Origin of the sequence: Alloalcanivorax sp. C16-2 (assembly GCF_046507615.1) — a bacterium.
GTDB lineage: Bacteria > Pseudomonadota > Gammaproteobacteria > Pseudomonadales > Alcanivoracaceae > Alloalcanivorax > Alloalcanivorax marinus_A.
The window spans coordinates 1,152,771-1,171,084 of the sequence record NZ_JBKFTL010000001.1 but is presented as its reverse complement, the minus strand read 5'-3'; the positions used below and the strand labels follow the sequence as shown (position 1 = coordinate 1,171,084).

The 18,314-nt window shown below is 65.1% G+C and carries 17 protein-coding genes; 7 read left to right on the top strand and 10 right to left on the bottom strand.

Annotated features, from left to right (window positions below):
* Window positions 1-44 precede the first annotated feature (44 nt).
* Entirely contained in the window at window positions 45-1,046 is a 1,002-nt protein-coding gene (gene cysP, locus ACLD02_RS05560) for a thiosulfate ABC transporter substrate-binding protein CysP (RefSeq protein WP_410298129.1), read from the top strand.
* Window positions 1,047-1,883 carry a sulfate ABC transporter permease subunit CysT gene (cysT, locus tag ACLD02_RS05555; protein WP_203102472.1) on the top strand — a complete coding sequence of 279 codons (837 nt, stop codon included), beginning with the start codon at window positions 1,047-1,049 and terminating at the stop codon, window positions 1,881-1,883.
* A gap of 84 nt (window positions 1,884-1,967) precedes the next feature.
* Here cysT and ACLD02_RS05550 read toward each other — a convergent pair whose 3' ends face one another.
* From ACLD02_RS05550 to ACLD02_RS05540, 3 genes are all read right to left on the bottom strand, one after another.
* The gene (locus ACLD02_RS05550) at window positions 1,968-2,645 is read right to left on the bottom strand and encodes an anti-sigma factor domain-containing protein (protein ID WP_203102473.1); all 678 of its coding nucleotides are present in this window, start codon (window positions 2,643-2,645) and stop codon (window positions 1,968-1,970) included.
* Window positions 2,642-3,199 carry an RNA polymerase sigma factor gene (locus ACLD02_RS05545; protein ID WP_203102475.1) on the bottom strand — a complete coding sequence of 186 codons (558 nt, stop codon included), beginning with the start codon at window positions 3,197-3,199 and terminating at the stop codon, window positions 2,642-2,644. The genes ACLD02_RS05550 and ACLD02_RS05545 overlap by 4 nt, the downstream gene beginning before the upstream one ends.
* A gap of 119 nt (window positions 3,200-3,318) precedes the next feature.
* Window positions 3,319-5,325, bottom strand: a complete 2,007-nt coding sequence (locus tag ACLD02_RS05540) for a hypothetical protein (protein WP_410298128.1) — start codon at window positions 5,323-5,325, stop codon at window positions 3,319-3,321.
* Between the two features lie 238 nt (window positions 5,326-5,563).
* Between ACLD02_RS05540 and cysW the strand changes: the two genes are divergently transcribed.
* The 5 genes from cysW (at window position 5,564) to ACLD02_RS05515 (ending at window position 9,957) form a co-directional block, all read left to right on the top strand.
* The gene (gene cysW / locus ACLD02_RS05535; RefSeq protein WP_203102479.1) at window positions 5,564-6,397 is read left to right on the top strand and encodes a sulfate ABC transporter permease subunit CysW; all 834 of its coding nucleotides are present in this window, start codon (window positions 5,564-5,566) and stop codon (window positions 6,395-6,397) included.
* Entirely contained in the window at window positions 6,394-7,488 is a 1,095-nt protein-coding gene (locus ACLD02_RS05530; RefSeq protein WP_203102481.1) for a TOBE-like domain-containing protein, read from the top strand. The genes cysW and ACLD02_RS05530 overlap by 4 nt, the downstream gene beginning before the upstream one ends.
* A 132-nt stretch (window positions 7,489-7,620) precedes the next feature.
* Entirely contained in the window at window positions 7,621-8,610 is a 990-nt protein-coding gene (locus ACLD02_RS05525; protein WP_203102483.1) for a PhoH family protein, read from the top strand.
* Window positions 8,582-9,088 carry an rRNA maturation RNase YbeY gene (gene ybeY, locus ACLD02_RS05520; RefSeq protein WP_203102485.1) on the top strand — a complete coding sequence of 169 codons (507 nt, stop codon included), beginning with the start codon at window positions 8,582-8,584 and terminating at the stop codon, window positions 9,086-9,088. The genes ACLD02_RS05525 and ybeY overlap by 29 nt, the downstream gene beginning before the upstream one ends.
* Window positions 9,088-9,957 (top strand): HlyC/CorC family transporter, encoded by an 870-nt coding sequence (locus ACLD02_RS05515; protein ID WP_203102487.1) that lies wholly within the window; start codon window positions 9,088-9,090, stop codon window positions 9,955-9,957. Before ybeY ends, ACLD02_RS05515 begins: the two co-directional genes overlap by 1 nt.
* Before the next feature lie 22 nt (window positions 9,958-9,979).
* On the opposite strand, the gene ACLD02_RS05510 is transcribed toward ACLD02_RS05515, so the two are convergent.
* From ACLD02_RS05510 to ACLD02_RS05480, 7 genes are all read right to left on the bottom strand, one after another.
* A complete protein-coding gene (locus ACLD02_RS05510) occupies window positions 9,980-11,074 on the bottom strand; it encodes a porin (RefSeq protein WP_410298127.1) in 1,095 nt (364 codons plus the stop codon).
* Window positions 11,075-11,200: 126 nt separating this feature from the next.
* Window positions 11,201-12,316: a CaiB/BaiF CoA transferase family protein gene (locus tag ACLD02_RS05505; protein WP_203102491.1), complete on the bottom strand. Its 1,116-nt coding sequence runs from the start codon at window positions 12,314-12,316 to the stop codon at window positions 11,201-11,203.
* The gene (locus ACLD02_RS05500) at window positions 12,313-13,506 is read right to left on the bottom strand and encodes an acyl-CoA dehydrogenase family protein (RefSeq protein WP_203102493.1); all 1,194 of its coding nucleotides are present in this window, start codon (window positions 13,504-13,506) and stop codon (window positions 12,313-12,315) included. The genes ACLD02_RS05505 and ACLD02_RS05500 overlap by 4 nt, the downstream gene beginning before the upstream one ends.
* A gap of 29 nt (window positions 13,507-13,535) precedes the next feature.
* Window positions 13,536-15,086 carry a long-chain-fatty-acid--CoA ligase gene (locus ACLD02_RS05495; RefSeq protein WP_203102495.1) on the bottom strand — a complete coding sequence of 517 codons (1,551 nt, stop codon included), beginning with the start codon at window positions 15,084-15,086 and terminating at the stop codon, window positions 13,536-13,538.
* Window positions 15,087-15,302: 216 nt separating this feature from the next.
* Complete coding sequence (locus tag ACLD02_RS05490; RefSeq protein WP_203102496.1) at window positions 15,303-16,805, bottom strand: tripartite tricarboxylate transporter permease; 1,503 nt, start codon at window positions 16,803-16,805, stop codon at window positions 15,303-15,305.
* A gap of 10 nt (window positions 16,806-16,815) precedes the next feature.
* Window positions 16,816-17,265, bottom strand: a complete 450-nt coding sequence (locus ACLD02_RS05485) for a tripartite tricarboxylate transporter TctB family protein (RefSeq protein ID WP_410298126.1) — start codon at window positions 17,263-17,265, stop codon at window positions 16,816-16,818.
* Window positions 17,266-17,291: 26 nt separating this feature from the next.
* Window positions 17,292-18,299 carry a tripartite tricarboxylate transporter substrate binding protein gene (locus ACLD02_RS05480; protein WP_410298125.1) on the bottom strand — a complete coding sequence of 336 codons (1,008 nt, stop codon included), beginning with the start codon at window positions 18,297-18,299 and terminating at the stop codon, window positions 17,292-17,294.
* Between the last annotated feature and the right edge of the window lie 15 nt (window positions 18,300-18,314).

Below are 18,314 nucleotides of genomic sequence, written 5' to 3'. Positions count from 1 at the left end.
TACACTGAGCGCCAATTCCGAATTCATCCGCAAGGAGCCCGACAATGCGTGTTTGGCTGACCGCCGCTCTGCTTTCAGTGGCCTCACTGGCCGGTGCCCAGCAGACCATCCTCAACAGTTCCTACGACATCGCCCGGGAGCTGTTCCAGGCCTACAACCCCGAGTTCCAGGCCCACTGGAAGGAAAAAACCGGTGAGGACATCACCATCAAGCAGTCCCACGCCGGTTCCTCCAAACAGGCCCGCGCCATCCTCCAGGGGCTGGACGCGGACGTGGTGACCTTCAACCAGGTTACCGACGTGAACGTGCTGCACGACAAGGGCAGCCTGATTCCCGAGGACTGGAACACCCGGCTGCCGAACAATTCCAGCCCCTACTACTCCACCACCGCCTTCCTGGTGCGCAAGGGCAACCCCAAGAACATCCAGGGCTGGGACGACCTGGCGAAGGACGGGGTGGACGTGGTGTTCCCGAACCCCAAGACCTCCGGCAACGGTCGCTACACCTACCTGGCCGCCTGGATGGCCGCCGAGGAGCGCTTTGACGGCGATGAGGCAAAAATCCGCGACTACATGGCCCACTTCCTGGCCAACGTGGCGGTGTTTGATTCCGGCGGCCGCGGCGCCACCGTGACCTTCGCCGAGCGCGAGATCGGCGACGTGCTGATCAGCTTCGAATCCGAGGTGAACAACATCCGCAAGCAGTACGGCACCGGTGACTACGAGGTGGTGGTGCCCAAGACGTCCGTGCTGGCGGAATTCCCGGTCACCGTGGTGGACAAGGTGGTCGACAAGCGCGGCACCCGCGAGGTCGCCACCGAATACCTGGAATACCTGTACAGTAAGAACATCCAGCAGCTGCTCACCACCTTCAACTACCGGGTCCACCATCCGGACGTGGTGAAGGCCACCGAGGACCAGTTCCCGCCGGTGAAGCTGCTCAAGGTGGAGGACTACTTCGGCTCCTGGGCCGAAGCCCAGGACACCCACTTCGCCTCCGGTGGCGAGCTCGACAAGCTGCAGGCCAAGGCACGGAGTCTGCGCTAGTTGGCCGTTCTCCGCACCCGACACTCGGTTCTGCCCGGCTTCACGCTCAGCTTCGCGCTGAGCGTGTTTTTCGTGTGTCTGGTGATTCTGGTGCCGCTGTCCGGGCTGGTGCTGCACGTCAGCGACATGACCTGGGACCGCTACTGGTCGGTGATCAGCGATCCGCGCAGCCTGGCCAGTTTCAAGGTGACCATCCTGGCCGCCGCCGGCGCCAGCCTGATCAACGCCGTGGTCGGCATGCTGCTGGCCTGGGTGCTGGTGCGTTACCGCTTCCCCGGGCGGCGCATCATGGACGCCCTGGTGGACCTGCCCTTCGCCCTGCCCACCGCCGTTGCCGGCCTGACCCTGTCGGCGCTGTTCGCCGCCAACGGCTGGCTGGGGCAGTGGTTCGAGGCGATCGGCATCCCGGTGGCGTATACGCCGCTGGGCATCATGATCGCGATGAGCTTCACCAGCCTGCCGTTCGTGGTGCGCGCGGTGCAGCCGGTGCTGGAAGACCTGACGCCGGACGTGGAAGAAGCCGCCGCCACCCTCGGCGCCTCGCCGATGGCGTCGTTCTTCAAGGTGGTACTGGCGCAACTGATGCCGGCGCTGCTCACCGGCACCGCCCTCGCCTTTACCCGCAGCCTGGGCGAGTACGGGGCGGTGATCTTTATCGCCGGCAACATGCCGTTCGAGACCGAGATCATCTCGCTGCTGGTGAACATCCGCCTGGAGGAGTACGACTTCGCCGCCGCCAGCGCCCTGGCCTCGGTGATCCTCGGTGCCTCCCTGGTGCTGCTGTTCGGCATTCAGGTGGTGCAGGGGCGGTTGATCAAGCGCTGGCAGGGGGGCTGATCGCGGCTGAAGCCGCTCCTGCAACGGCTAATCCATGTAGGAGCGGCTTTAGCCGCGATGCAAGCTGCAAGCTGCAGCTATCTTCTATATCTCCACCGCCCGTCCGATGAACAACACCGGCCCGGTGGGGCGGTCCTTGGGCGAGCCGCCTTGCGGTTCCAGGGTCAGCTCGAACAGCTGGCCGCTTTCCACGCTCCCCACCTGGCTGGCCGGAATCACCAGACTCCGGCCCGGCTCCACCAGGCCCAGCGAACGGGGCCCCGGGGCTTCGTTTTCCAGGGTCCAGAACTGCACGCTGCGGTCCGCGGCGTATTGCCCTTCCACCAGCGGCGTGAGCCGCAGATCGCCACCGTCGGAGACGGTCACCCGCCAGCCCGGGCGGGCCGATTCGCCGGGCGCCTGCAGCACCACGGTGTAGATCGGCGCCGGCTGGCGCAGCGGCCCGAGCAGCAGCACCACCGCCACCAGCAGGGCGGCGCTCACCGTGCGCCACACCGACACGCTGGCCCAGCCGGCGTGCCACCAGGGCCGGGACAGGCCGGTTTCCCGGGCCACCCGCCGCCACAGCCGGGCCGGCGGGCGCCGCGCCGGCAGAAGATCGGCGGCGCCCAGCCAATGCTCACGCCAGTGCCGGGCGAGCCGCCCGGCGTCCTCGTCCTCCGCCAGCCAGCGCTCGATCTCCACCGCCCGCTCACCGCGATGCAGGCCGAGCACGTACTCGGCGATCAGCAGGCGACGCTCTTCCTGATCCTGGGGAATCATAGCCGCAGACACTCCTGAAGGCCTTTCAGGCCGGATCGCACCCGGCTTTTGATGGTGCCCAGGGGCACCGCCAGGCTTTCCGCGATCTGCTCATAGGTAAAGCCATGATAGAACGCCATCAGAATCGGTCGCCGGCGATCGCCCCGCAAGCCTTGCAGGCAATCCCGCAGCCGCCGGTCGCGGTCCGCCTCCAGGGAACACTGCTCCGGGGAAAGGCCCGGGTCCGGCCAGTCGTCGCCGGGCAACGCCTGATGATCGGCGGGCCGTCCACGCCGCTGTTGATTGATCAGCCGATAGCGTAACAGGCTGTAGAGCCAGGCCCGGGCGCTGCCCCGCTCCCGCCGGAAGCGATGGGCGTTGCGCCAGACCTGGACGAAGGTGTCCTGCACCGCGTCCTCCGCCGCCGCCGACTCGCCGGTGAAACGGCGGGCCAGGGCCAGCATGCGCGGTGCCTCGATGGAATAAAGTCGCTGGAACGCGGCGCCATCGCCGCCGGCGCAGGCCAGCATCAGGGCGTCGCCTTGTTCCTGTTGCCGTTGTTGATCGTCGTCCATGGCCAGCTTCCGGGGCGTGAGCATCACGGTGGGGTGTATCACGCGATCCTGACCGCCGGCACGAGAAGACACTGTCAACGCGCGGGGCAAGCGGGCCGCCGAAACGGCCCGCCCGGCGCTTACTCCGGCGCGCGGCCCAGATAGTCGGCGATCAGCGATACCGATTCCGGCGACGCCTGGTCGTAGCTCAGTGACGGCGCCACGTCACCGCCGGCGGAGTCCAGGATGTTGTCGAAACGCAGTACCTTGCCCTGGGACTTCTCGGCCACGTACAGATGCTGGCCGTCGAAGGCGATGTCCACCGGGTTGCCGAGCAGGGTGTTGCCCACGGCGTTGTTGTCGTTGTCGTCGATGCGCACCGACACATTGGTGAGGCCGTCGGCGCTGGCGGCGTTATCCAGTACGTAGAGCTTGCCGTCGGTGGGGTTGGCGCCGCTACCCACGTCGGACAGGATCAACTGGTCGCTGGCCGCTACATGGACGATGCCGTGCAGGTTGGTGGGCGCGGCGAAGGCGGTGCCGCCCTCGGCGGGGGTGATGGTGCGGTCCGGGCCGGCGGCGCCGCGCGTGTCGCTGTAATCATCGAACACCGCCACGGTGCCGTCGGTGAGGGCCACATAGAGACGGTCGCCATCCGGGTCATAATCCAGATCCCAGGGCGCCACGCTCAGGGTTGTCGTGAACAGCGGCGCCACGTCGCCATCGGCCTGGCCGCCGAACACCCGCACCGCCGGGTCGCCCTGGTCGGTGACCAGCACCCAGCCGGGCCCGTCGGCCACGTCGAAGCCCTTCGGTGAGGACAGGCCGGTGTTGGCGCCTTCGATGGTGCGATCGCGGCTTGGGCTGGCGGTTTCGCCGTCACGGCCGGTGGCCAGACGGTTGATCACGGCCAGGCCGGTGTCGTAGGTCACGTAGGCATCGCCCACCTGGTTGAACGCCAGGCTTTCACGGTCCTGGGCGGTGATGAAACCACGCTGCTGGCTGGTCAGGCCGGTGTCCAGGATCACTACGTCCGGGTCGGTGGGGGCGGCCGGCGGGTTGCTGGTCACCGCCACGCCGGTGAAGGTGGTGCCGGTGGTGTCGATGTCGGACAGATCCGCCCGCTCGTCCGGCTCCACCAGCAAAGCCAGGGACTCCGGTTTGACGCTGTCCACGCTGAAATCCGGGGCCAGGTCGCCGGAACCGCCGGTGAAGACGTTCCGGTAAATCAGCACCGCGTCATTGGATTTCTCCGCGATGTAGGCGGTGTCGCCGTCCAGAATCAGATCCACCGGGTTGCCCAGGGTAGTGGCCGGGCCGGCCAGCGTGCGGGACGGGGTCACGGTGCCGTCGGCGCTGGCGGCGTTTTCGATCACGTAGAGACGGCCATCATCGGCGATGCCGGCGTCGCCCACGTCGGTGATCACCAGGGTATCGGTGTCGGCCCGGTAGGCAATGCCGTGAATGTTGGAGACGGCACCGGCGCTGTCCGGGGTGAGGGTGCGCGAAGGCGTGCCCAGGAAACCACCGCTCACATAGTCGTCGATGACGATCACGGTACCGTTGGTCATGGCCAGGAACACCCGGTCCGCGGCCTCATCGTAGGCCAGGTCCCAGGCATTGCCGGACAGGGCGGTGCTGGCCAGCGGCGTGGCGCCGGCGCCAGCGGCGGTGCCGTACACTTCGATGCTGTTGCCGCCCATGTTGGCGGCCATCACCAGGCCCGCCTCATGGGCAAGGGCGATGCCTTTCAGGGTCATCGAGCCGGTGGCCTCGAAATCCCGGTCCAGAGCGGCGTTGGGGCTGGAACCGTCCTGGCGATCGGCGATCATGCGCAGGACTTGCAGCCGGCTCGGAGCACCGGCGCTGTCATCGGCGGCATACAGGTTGCCCAGCAGATCCAGGGCGATGCCTTCGTTGGCGTCCGCGTTGAAGGAGGCGACCACGTTCAGGTCGCCATCCAGCCGGTCGATGTGCCCCACGATGCCGCCACCGTTGTGCATCACCAGCAGGGGCGCGGCCTGGAAGCCATCGCCATCATCACCACTGGCCGGGCGGTCGTTGTCACTGTCGCCGCCACAGGCGGCCAGAGCCACCGCCATCGCCAACGGCGAAATCCACCACAAACCTTTGCCTTTCGCGTTCATGCCTTTCTCCTTGAGTCGGTATCGGTCGGGCCTGGAGCCCGCGCGGGACCGTCTGGGTCCCATTGGTGATACCCATGGGCCGGCGCCACGGATGTAAGCGAAAGTAAGAAAAGGTGGTGTCCGGGTAGCCGCCGATCTAACGCGATGCCGAAAGGATCTAAAACAGCGCTTTATTTTGCCGTTCCGGAATATAGAATCGGGGCCCTGTTTTTTTCCCCGAATACGGAGCCGCGCGCGCATGCCTCGATACTGGCACCAATGGGCCCTGATTCTGGCCGCCCTGGGCGCCGTGGTGGTGCTGCTGGTGCTGCCGCTGGTGCTGATCGCCGTCCAGGCGTTCTCCCAGGGCGCCACGGTGGTGGCCGACAACCTGACCAGCACCGATATGATCGCCGCCATCAAGCTGACCCTGGTGGTGGCGCTGATCACGGTGCCGGTGAATCTGGTGTTTGGCGTGCTGCTGGCCTGGTGCGTGACCCGCTACGAATTCCGTGGCCGTAAACTGCTCACCACCCTGATCGACATCCCCTTCGCCATGTCCCCGGTGGTGGCCGGCCTGTGCTACCTGGTGGTGTACGGCGGGCAAAGCGCCTTCGGCAAGTGGCTGGACGACACCCTGGGCGTGCAGTTGATGTTCGCCCTGCCGGGCATGGTCATGGTGACCGTGTTCGTCACCTGCCCCTATGTAGCCCGGGTGCTGATTCCACTGATGCAGTCCCAGGGCACCGAGGAGGAGGAAGCGGCGGTGCTGCTGGGTGCCTCCGGCTGGCAAACCTTCTGGTACGTGACACTGCCCAAGATTCGCTGGGCCCTGCTCTACGGCGTGGTGCTGACCAACGCCCGGGCGGTGGGCGAATTCGGCGCGGTGAGCGTGGTGTCCGGGCTGATCCGGGGCGAGACCCTGACCCTGCCGCTGCTGATCCAGATGCTCAACGAGGACTACAACAGCGTGGGCGCGTTCACCGCCGCCGGCCTGCTGGCCGCCATGGCCCTGGTCACCCTGCTGCTCAAGACGGTGCTGGAATGGCGCCAGCACCATAAACTCGACGCCGCCCAGGAGACCACCCCGTGAGTATCCGAGTCGAATCGATCCGCAAGACCTTCGGCGCCTTCACCGCGCTTGAGGACATCAGCCTGGACGTGGCGCGAGGCGGCCTGGTGGGCCTGCTGGGCCCGTCCGGGTCCGGCAAGACCACCTTGCTGCGCATCATCGCCGGCCTGGAAACCCCGGACCGGGGCCGGGTGTTTTTCCACGACCGCGACGTCACCACCCTGGACGCGCGCCGCCGCCGGGTGGGCTTCGTGTTTCAGCAGTACGCCCTGTTCCGGCATCTGACCGTGGCCGACAACGTGGCCTTTGGCCTGCGTATGCTGCCGCGCGCCGAGCGCCCGCCCCGGGACGCCATTCGCGCGCGGGTCCGCGAGCTGCTGGAACTGGTGCAGATGGACACCATGGCCGGCCGCTACCCGGCGCAACTGTCCGGTGGCCAGAAACAGCGCGTCGCCCTGGCCCGGGCCCTGGCGCTGAAACCCGAGGTACTGCTGCTCGACGAACCGTTCGGCGCCCTGGACGCCAAGGTGCGCAAGGAACTGCGCCGCTGGCTGCGCCACCTGCACGAACAGATCGACGTGACCAGCCTGTTCGTTACCCACGACCAGGAAGAGGCCATGGAGGTCTCCGACCAGGTGGTGGTGATGAGTCAGGGCCGGGTGGAGCAGGTGGGCTCGCCGCTGGAAGTCTACGAGCACCCGGCCAGCCGCTTCGTGTTCGATTTCCTCGGCCATATCAACGCGCTGGAGGGCACCTACGACGGCACCACCTGGCGCGCCGGCGACGCCCGGCTGCGCCTGGACACCCACGGCGCCTGCCCGGACGGCGCCCTGACCCTGTATCTGCGCCCCCACGAGGCGGGCCTGGCCCCGGCCCCGGACGAGCACGCCCACCTGCCGGTGAAGCTGACCGCCCGCAGCGTGTTCGGCGGCACCGTGACCCTGGAACTGACGCCCCAGGGCTGGGGCGACCGGGTGCTGGAGGTGGAACTGGACCGGGACACCTGGCAGGCGCTCTCGCCGCGCCGGGACGACACCCTCTACCTGCTGCCCCGGGTCCTGCAGACGGTCACCTGCGACGGCGACCTGGGCCCCCGGGTGCGGCCCGGCTGAACACCCGGCCCGCCGGCCCTTTACCCACCCCCCGGGGGCGGGCTAGAGTGCGCGCAGGAGGGTTTCCCGGAGCAGGGCTTCGGAGTATCCTGAACGCATTCACAACAGCCCCAAGGGCCAATTTTCCCGACTTTGGACACACCAGCCGCTTCTCAGCAAGTCAGTCTCGAACCCTACGACTCCCGCCGTCTGGCCAGCCTCTGCGGGCGCCTGGACGAGCACATCAAGCAGATCGCCCAGCGCCTCAGCGTCGAGATCCGTAACCGGGGCAACGTCTTCCATCTGTCCGGCGATTCCCGGGCGGTGGCGGCGGCCTCTACGGTGCTCAACGATCTTTACGCGCAGACCGCCGAGGTGGACGACCTGACCCCGGAAATGGTGCATCTGCAGTTGCAGCAATCCGAGCTGGCGGAAAAGGTGGACAACACCGTGGCCTTCCCCAGCGACGAGGTGGTGATCCGCACCAAGCACGCGCGCATCAAGCCACGTGGCGGCCATCAGCGGGAATACGTCAAGAAGGTGCGCCGCTTCGACATCAATTTCGGCATCGGCCCGGCCGGCACCGGCAAGACCTGGCTGGCGGTGGCCTGCGCGGTGGACGCTCTGGAAAAAGCCGAGGTGCAGCGCATCCTGCTGGTGCGCCCGGCGGTGGAAGCCGGCGAGAAGCTGGGCTTTCTGCCCGGCGACCTGGCGGAGAAAATCGACCCTTACCTGCGACCGCTCTACGACGCCCTCTATGAGATGCTCGGCTTCGAGAAGGTGGCCAAGCTGATGGACCGCATGGTGATCGAGGTGGCGCCGCTGGCCTATATGCGCGGGCGCACCCTGAACAACAGCTTCGTGATTCTGGACGAGGCGCAGAACACCACGCCGGAGCAGATGAAAATGTTCCTGACCCGCATCGGCTTCGGTTCCAAGGCGGTGATCACCGGCGACGTGACCCAGGTGGATCTGCCCCGCCATCAGCGCTCCGGGCTGGTCAACGCCCTGGACGTGCTGGACGGCGAGACCGAGATCGGCGTCACCCGTTTCGACAGCCGCGACGTGGTCCGCCACCCGCTGGTGCAACGCATAGTAGAGGCCTACGACCGTCATGAGCGGGATACCGACACCCAGCGTTGAGGTCCAGTGGGCCAGCGACGCCCCGGACGCCCCCGACGAATCCGACTTGCGGACCTGGGCGCTGAAAGCCACCGAAGTGGCCGGCGGCGTGATCGGCGACATCACCGTGCGAGTGGTGGACGACGACGAGATCCGCGCCCTCAACCGTGAGTTCCGGGGCAAGGACAAGCCCACCAACGTGCTTTCCTTTCCCTTTGAGGCACCCGAAGGCCTTCCCGAGGACGCCTTCGACCCACTGCTTGGCGACATCGTGATCAGCGCCCCGGTGGTGCGCCGCGAAGCCGCCGAACAGGACAAAGCCCTGGACGCCCACTGGGCCCATATGGTCACCCACGGCGTTCTGCATCTGCTTGGCTACGACCACATCGACGATGGCGACGCGGAGGTCATGGAGGCCCTGGAAGTCCGCGCCCTCGCCGAGCTGGGCTACCCGGACCCGTACCAGACTTCCAACGCAATCATGGAGCTCGACCCCTGATGTCGGACGATTACCCCGATAACGCCGCTGGCCGAAGTTGGTTGGAGCGCGTCGGCCAGTTCTTCACTTCCACCCCCGGCTCCCGGGAAGAATTACTGGCGCTGATGCGCTCCATGCGCGACGGCGACATCATCGACGGCGACACCCTGGGCATCATTGAAGGCGCCATCTGCGTCTCCGATATGCAGGTGCGCGAAATCCTCATTCCCCGCTCCCAGATGGTGAGCATCCGCGCCTCCGACGACCCGCGCGACTTCCTGCCCACCATCATCGACTGCGCCCACTCGCGCTTCCCGGTGCTCGGCGAGGACCCGGACGAAATCATCGGTATCCTGCTGGCCAAGGACCTGCTGGCGCTGATTCTGGAACCGGTGAAAATGGAGCGCTTCTCGATCAAGGACCATGTGCGCTCGGCCATGGTGGTGCCGGAATCCAAACGCCTGGACTCGCTGCTGAGGGAATTCCGCATCACCAAGAACCACATGGCCATCGTGGTCAACGAATACGGCGGCGTCGCCGGCCTGGTGACCATCGAGGACGTGCTGGAACAGATCGTCGGGGAAATCGAGGACGAGCACGACATCGAGGACGACGACTACCTGATCAAGGATCTGGAAGGCGACGACTACACCGTCAAGGCGTTGACCCCGATCGACGAATTCAACGAACACTTCAAGACCGGCTTCAGCGACGACGAGTTCGACACCATCGGCGGCCTGGTGATGCAGCGCTTCGGCCACTTGCCGCAACGGGAAGAAGCGGTGGAAATGGGCGGCTTCCGCTTTACCGTGCTGAGCGCCGACGGCCGCACCATCCGCCTGTTGCGGGTCACGCCGACAGAGGCGGACGACGCGACCGGCGGCGACTGACGCCGGTCGCGGATCGGTTTACTCAGAACTTGAACGCCATCCCCAGGGACAGCACTTTCGGATCACCGCCGGGCACCGTGTTGACCCGGTCGCCGTGGGCGTAGTCCGCGCTGCGGTAGAGGCCGCTGTCGCCCTGGTTCACCGTGGTGGTGGCCGCCAGGTACAGATCCAGGGCAGGCGCCGCGTGCCAGGTGCCCACCAGACTGTATTGATCGGCCTCATCGTCACCGGCGTCGGATTCGTCGGCATGCATCCACTGAGCGCCCAGGGTGATGTCCCGGCGCATATCCCAGGTCACGAAACCGCCCCAGGCGTCCCGGTTCAGGTATGCCACCTCGTCGGCCTCCAGCCGGTCGAACACGGCGCCCACGGTGACCGTGCCGAAACGGTAGTTGAGGCCGCCATTCAGGCCGCTGACGTCGCCGTCGGCGTACAGCTCCGACCAATCCGAGTACCCTACCCCGGCGCTCAGGCCGCCCTGCCGCCAGGTGACGGAACCGCTCCACATACTGGAGTCATTATTGTCGGTGACGCCGTCGGTATCCTCCTGACCGGCGCCGTATTGCAGTGCCAGCGCCAGGCGCTTGTCGAGGAACTTCCGATCCCAGCGAATCGAGTTCTCCGCGCGCAGGCTAAGGCGCTGGTTGCCGCCGCCGCCGCGACCCAGAATCGCCTGGGGGTCCGCCGCGGTGGTGGTAAAGCGGCTCAGCACGATACCGTTGCGTTTGTAGGGCGTGTCCATGATGCCAAAACGGAACAGCCCCGCCGGTGTATCAAACCCGGCGAAGGTATCCCGATTACCCAGCCCACGGTCACGGGGTGAGTCCGGGTCGATGTTCTGTTCCAGTTGCCAGACCAGGTCGTAGCCCTCACCAAGCCCGTAACGTCCACGAAAACCGATCAGCGAGGTGTTGGTGGACACACTGTGGCCGCCGTCGACCAGACCGGCGGAAGGGTTTTCCGGTGTGTCGCCCAGGTCCGAATCGGCGTAGTCCACGGACAGACGCAGCGCGCCGTAGATTTCCAGCTTTTCATCCGCCACCGGTAAAGCGCTGGCCCACATCGGCGTCAGGCCGGCAACGAGAACCGGCAGCGCCAGTATGATTTTTGTTTTCATTTAACTCTCCAGATTTTTCCGTTCTTGGTTTTATGAACACGACTTGCCCGGGGCGGCGCATCGGGGCACCACGCGGAAAGCGGTTCGGGTAACAAAGGACGGCTTGGCGGCGCCGCCGGGCCGGATTCACGAATTCAGTTCAGCCAGGATCTCCTCGGTGTGCTCGCCCAGCCCCGGCGCCGGCCGGGGCGACCACAGCGCCTGGCCGTCGATCAGCATGGGCAGACGCAGGTCCGTTCCGTCGCCGCCGTTCAGCGGCCCGGTCAGTTGCCGGTGAACCAGTTGCGGGTCGCCCAGGGCCTGGTCCCGTTCGTAGACCGGCGCCCAGGGAATATCGGTGGTATCCAGGGCGCGCGCCCAATGACCCCGGGGCTGGCCGGCGAACAGCGTCTTCAGCAAACCATGGACCTCGCGCTTGCGGGCCATGCGCTCGGCCCTGCGACGCAGGGCCGGCTCGCGTAACGCCGCGCAGCAATCACCGAACAGATCGGCGAGCTGGCCCCAATAGCGGTTCTCGAAAATACCCAGGCTCAGCCACAATCCATCAGCGCAGCGAAACAGGTCGTTATCGGGCATCACCGCCCCGGTGTGCTCCATATCGCCGGGCTGGCCATCACGCACCGCCAGGGCATGGGGCAAACACCAGGCACTGATCGATTCCTGGATCGCCACGTCCAGATGGCATCCCTTGCCGCCCAGCCGCACCGTCATCAGCGCCTGCACCACGCCCAGGGTGGCGTGCATGGCGGCGGCGTAATCGGCCAGCCGCACCTTGGGCCGGGCGATGCGATCCTCCACCTGGGAGGGCGCCGCGAAATAGCCGGCCAGGGACAGGCAGTTAAGATCGTGGGCGGTGCGGTCCCGATAAGGGCCATCCTGGCCGAAGCTGCTGATCGAGCAATACACCAGCTTCGGGTTAAGGGCCCGCGCCTGAGGCCAACCGATACCCAGACGCTCGGCAACGCCGGGGCGAAACCCTTCCAGCACCACGTCGGCCCGCTCGAACAGGGCACGCACGGTGTCCACGCCCTGCTCCGTTTTAAGGTCCACGGCGATGGAGCGTTTGCCCCGGTTATAGGTGGCGAAAACGCGCTCACCCAGTGCCCGGGTGCCGTCGCCGCCGTCGGCGCGTTCCACCTTGATCACCTCGGCGCCCAGCTGCGCCAGCAGCAGGCCGGCGTGAGGGCCGGGCAGCAGCCCGGCCAGTTCCACCACCGTGGTGCCCGCCAACGGCCGGTTCATGACGATTGGCCCTCGTCGGCGTAGCGCTTCAGATAGCCCTTGGCGATGGTGTTGCGCTGGATCTCGCTGGTGCCGGTAACGATCCGATACATGCGTAGCATCCGGAACACCCACTCCACGGTGCTGCCCTGCATCAAGCCCACGCCGCCGTGCACCTGAATGGCGCGGTCGGCGATGGCGAAGGCCTTTTCGGAGCAGAACAGCTTGCTCATCGCCGACGCCTCGCGGGTGTCCTCGCCCCGGTCGATGCGGCGCGCCACGTCCAGCATCAGGCAGCGGGCGGCGTGCAGTTCGGTGGCCATGTCCGCCAGGGTGTGCTGGATCGCCTGGAAACCGGCGATGGGCTGGCCGAACTGGCGGCGCCGGGTGGCGTAGCGGGCGGAGGCGTCCAGGGACTGGATCGCCAGACCGGTCATGGTCGGGCAATGCAACAGCCGGTTCACGGTGATCCGCGACATACCGAGCCGGAACCCCTGTCCTTCCTCGCCGAGCACCTGGGTGGCGGGAATGCGCACGTCCTCCAGGCGGATATCGGCGTGCTGGTTCTTGCCGGAAATCGGGGTGTAGTCCGAACTGACGGTGACCCCGGGGCGGTCGAAATCGACCAGGAAAGCGGTCACGCCCCGGGCACCGGCGCTCCCGTTGGTGACCGCCATCAGGATGGCGAAGTCCGCGTAGGGCGCCCCGGAGATATAACGCTTGAGGCCGTTGAGCACGTAGTGGTCGCCATCTCGAACCGCCCGCGTGCTCAGGTTGCTGGCATCGGAGCCCGCGTCCGGTTCGGTGAGCGCGAAGCACACGGTGCGCTCGGCGCGAATCACCGGCAGCAGATGACTTTCCATCTGTCCGGGCGTGGCGATATGGAACAAATGCCCGACCCGGCCCGGGCCACCCAGCTCGCCCAATACGTGCGCGGACAGCTTGGCGCCGGAGGCGGCCACGTCTTCCTTGAGCAGGCACTGGTCATAAACGCTCAGGCCACGGCCGCCCTGAGCCTCGGGCAGTTGAGCACCGTACAGGCCGGCGTCCCGGGATGCCTTCCAGATTCCCCGCAGCAGTTCCATGGACGGCTCGCTTTCGAAGCCGATATCGTGCTCCGCTTCCAGCGGCTTAAGATAGTTGTCGATGAAATCGCGGGCCTCGGCGCGCACCCGTTCGCCGTTTTCACTGGCGGTGAAGCGTTCGTACATGATGATGCTCCTGTTAGCGCGGACGGGGATCAGCCGACCTGACGGTCGTGATCCTTCCAGAAGGTGTCGCGCACCAGGCGCCGGGCCACCTTCCCGTTGGGGTTCTTGGGAAGCTCATCGACAAAACGCACGTGACGAGGCTTCTTGAAACTGGCCAGGTGCTCGGCGCAATAGTCGACCAGAGTGGCTTCGTCCGCCGTCTCGCCGGGCCGGCACACCACGAAGGCGATCACCTGCTCGCCCCACTCCGCGTCCGGCGCGCCGACCACGCAGCACTCCGCTACCGTCGGGTGGCGGAACAGAACGGTTTCGATCTCCGCCGGGTAGATGTTGAAGCCGCCGGAAATGATCATGTCCTTCTTGCGATCGATGATGTAAAGGAAGCCTTCCTCGTCCCGGCGCGCCACGTCACCGGTGTGGTACCAGCCGTCCTTGACCACTTCCTCGGTCAGGTCCGGGGCGTTCCAGTAGCCCTGCATCACGTCCGGCCCGCGCACCAGGATTTCACCGGCCTCGCCATCGGGCAGCGGATTGCCGTCGTCGTCGGCGATGATCACCTCGGACTCGCCATAGGGGCGTCCGCAGGAGCTGAGCAGCTCCGGCTTGTCGCGCAGACCGCGCAGGTGATCTTCCAGGGTCAGGATGGAGATGGTCGAAGTAGTCTCGCCGGCGCCGTAGCCCTGGGTGAAGATCGGCCCGAACACGTCCATGGCTTCGCGCAACCGGGACGGCGCCATCGGCGCCGCGCCGTAGGTGATGCGACGCAGGCTGGAGAGGTCGTACTCGCCGGCCAGACCGCTGTCGATCAACCGGTACAGCATGGTCGGCACCGCGAAGAAACGGGTAATGCGCTCGCGCTGAATGGTGGCGAACAGCTCGGCGATATCGAAGCGATCGATCAGGTAGTTGCAGCCGCCGGTGGTCAGCGTCGGCATGATCTGCATGCCGCTGGCGTGGGTCACCGGCCCGACATGGCCAATCACCTCATCTTTGGCGAAGCGGCCTTCCGGCAGCATCAGCGATTTGCGTACCAACGCCAGGCGGTTATTGAACGTTTGCACCGCCGCCTTCAAGCGGCCGGAAGAACCGGAGGTGTAATGCAGCACCGCCGGCGCATCCGGATCCACCTGGACCGACGGCAGCGCGGCGTCACCCTTGGCCAGCAGCGCCTCGAAGCTCTCCGCGCCATCGGCGCCGATCACCACCACCCGCTCCACGACGGGTAGGTCGTCGCGACGTTCAAGAATCCCCGGGGCATGTTCCGGCCCGACGATCAGCACCCGCGCCTGGGCGTCCTCAAGCACGTGAAGGGCTTCCTCGGTGGACAGACGCGCGTTCAGCGGCGCCTTGACCAACCCCGCCTTGTACAAGGCCACTTCCGCCTCCACCAGCTCCGCGCGGTTGAGGCTGTAGAGGGCGACCCGGTCACCGGGCTCCAGGCCCAGGCCGAGCAGCGCATTGGCGAGCCGGTTGGAACGTTCTTCGAGCTGCCGGTAACTGACCCGGCGATGACGGTCCGCCACCGCCGGGCGGTCCGGCCAATAGCGTGCACTGCGGGTCACCAGATGACCAAGGTTCACTGCATTCTCCCTGTTCCTGTTATTCGAATGGCGGCGCCGGAACGGCGGCGAATCATTCAAAAAATCATGGCCAAGGAGACATACATTGAAAAATATTATTTTATGATTTTCGCCATCACATTTCTTTTTAACAAAAAAATATCGATCGACTATTTTTTTTCAAAAAAAAGGCCGGTCATTGGAGACCGGCCATCCCTTAGGGAGACAAAGGGTAAATTATTTCATCACCGCCATGGCACGCCCCGCGCGGCGGTGCTGCCGCAAAAGGCTGACCAGCACCACCACCGCAAGCAGGATAAACACGCAGGCGATCGGACGCTCAAACAGATACAGCGGATCACCATCGGCCATGATCATCGCCTGACCAAAAGCCTCTTCGAACATCGGCCCGAGCACATAGCCGATAATGAAGGTAACAAACGAAAAGTTGAGCATGCGCATGAAGAAACCGGCCACCGCCATGGCAATCAAAAGCCAGGCATCGAACAAGCTGTCGGCCACGATCACGCCGGTGATACACAGCACCACCACGCAGGGAATGATGTAGGTAAGCGGAATGCGAATGACCCGGGCGAAAAAACCCATGGTGAAAAGACCGGTGATCAGATTGAGCAGATCACCGATCAACATTACCGCGAACAGGGAGTAGATCAGTCGCGGCTGTTCCGAGAACAGTTGCGGACCGGGCGTGATGCCGTGAATCAGAAAGGCGCCAAGAATAATTGCCGCCGCCACATTACCCGGGATACCCAGGGACAGAAGCGGGATGAAATTCGCCCCGACCACTGAACTGTTGGCGGCCTCCGAGGCGGCCACGCCCCGGATTTCACCCTTGCCAAAGCGCTCCGGATTTTTCGAGGCACGCTTGGCGGCGGTATAACCGAGAAAGCCGGCGGCGCTGGAGCCGATTCCGGGAATCGCCCCGATCATGGTGCCGATCATGGTGGAGCGAAGAATGGTCGGCAGGATGGTACGAAAATCCTGCCAGGTAAAGGGCTCGCCGGACTTAACCGATTCACTGTTCTTCTGGTCCAGACGTGGCAGGCTGGCGGAGAATACGATCTGCCGGAGGATCTCACCCAACGCCAATACGCCGATGCCGGCCGCGGTGATGGAGATGCCATCCATCAGTTCCGGAATACCGAAAGTCAGCCGTTCCGCCGCGGTACTCTGATCCATGCCCACCAGGCTCATGAACAAACCGAGGAAGGCCGCGATCAACCCCTTGATCATCGAGTTACCCACCAGGCCGGCGATGATCACCAGTGCCACCAGAATCACCGCGGCCATTTCCGGTGGCCCCATTTTCATGGCCACCATGGACAGTGGCGCGGCCACGAAAATCAGCACCAGATCGCTGAGGGTATCGCCGGTTACCGACGAGAAGTGCGCCGCTCTGAGAGCCTTGCGCGCCTTGCCCTGCTGCGTCATTGGATAACCGTCGAAGGTACTGGCTGTGGCCTCCGGGGAGCCCGGAGTGTTCATAAGAATCGCCGATACCGCGCCGCCAATGGTGCCGCCCTTGTTGATGCCGATCAGAAATCCCAGCGCCGCCACCGGGCTCATGTAGAAGGTATAGGGAACGGCGATGGTGATCGCGATCAGCGAGCCAACGCCTGGAGCGGCGGCGAACAGTTGCCCGATCAGAATCCCCAGCAACACGAACAACACATTGCTCAGCGTGAAAGCATCGGAAAAACCCGCGAGTATCGTGTCCATTGTGGTCTCCTCAGGGCAGGGGCGTGCCCAGCACGCGATCAAACAGAACCCAAAGGAACAGGCTCCAACCCAGCGATGTCAGCACGATCGGCAACCAGCGGCGCTCGCCCATCAACAGCATCAGCAACGCCACCGCCACCGAGGCCGCCGCGAGAAAGCCGACCCACTGCATTAGCGCCAGCACCAGAACCAGTACCGCCAGCACCACGACGAGACGCTTCAATGCCGCGCGACTGACCGGCGCCGGGCGTTCCGCCAGGGCCCGGTGCCGGGCGCTGACGACCACCAGCACCACGCCCAACACCGTGATCGCCGCGGCGCAAAGATAGGGAAACGCCCGTGGCGACAGGCCAAAGCCCAGGCTTGGACTGATGTGTTGGGGAATCAGATAGAACAGGGTGAAGAGGCCGGCCAGAGTGACCAGCACCCCCGCCGACAGATCCACGATCCGAGCGTTCATGACGACGTTGCCTCGTGACTGCGCGGTTATTGTTCGGAAAATTCGCGCTTGTTTTCCATGCTTTGCGTCTGGATAAAGCGGGTGAGCTGTTCCGCGGACAGGACCACATTGGGGAATTTCATCTTTTCCTCGGCCAGGTTCGCCACATCTTTCGACGTGGCGGCCTTACGAATCGCCACCAACAACTTTTCACGCACCGGCGAGGGAATTCCCTTGGGGGCCGCCAGCATGAAGTAGCTGGTATAACTTCGCCCATAACCATGCTCGCCAATGGTCGGCACGTCCGGCGAAGTGCTCAGGCGCTTGTCGTTCATCCCGACAATCACCTTGACGCCCTTATCGTTCAGATAGGCCTGATGGACCCCGGCGCTCCAACCCACATCCAGGTGGCGCCCCATCACGTCGGTGATAATCTGCCGCCCACCCTTGATCGGCACCGTACGTACATTAATGCCTTCCTTCTTCGCCCAGCGCTCGGCGAATTTAGTGGTAATCGGCGACAGCGAACCAAAGGTAAGACCGCCTTCTTCACGGGCGTAGGCCAGCATCTCATCCCAGGTGGAAAACGGCGCGCTGGCGCCGGCCACCAAGGCATTCTGCAGCTCGGTGACGGTGGCCAGATAATCAAAATCGTCGGGCTGGTACGCGGTGCGCACGATAAACGGCAGAGCATCAAAGGTGGAATCCGAGGTAAAGCCGATGGTGTAGCCATCCGCGGGCGCCCGCTGTAGCAAGGTGGCCATTACCACGCCACCACCGCCGGCTTTATTGTCGACCACCACCGGCTGACCCAGGTCTTTTTCCAACGCGTGAGCCATCAGCCTGGCCAGAGTATCGGCGCCGCCACCGGCGGAAAACCCAACCAATAGAGTAATCGGCTTGGACGGCCAGTCCGCGGCCTGCGCCGTACCGGATAACACAAGGGTGAAAAGCGTGCTCACCGCCAGGACGGCGGCGGCGCAGTGTTTTATTAGTCTCATTCTGCTCTCCATGGGCATGACGCCCGGTTTTTTAACGGAGGCCAAGGCGGCCACCACGTCTTCCGCAGA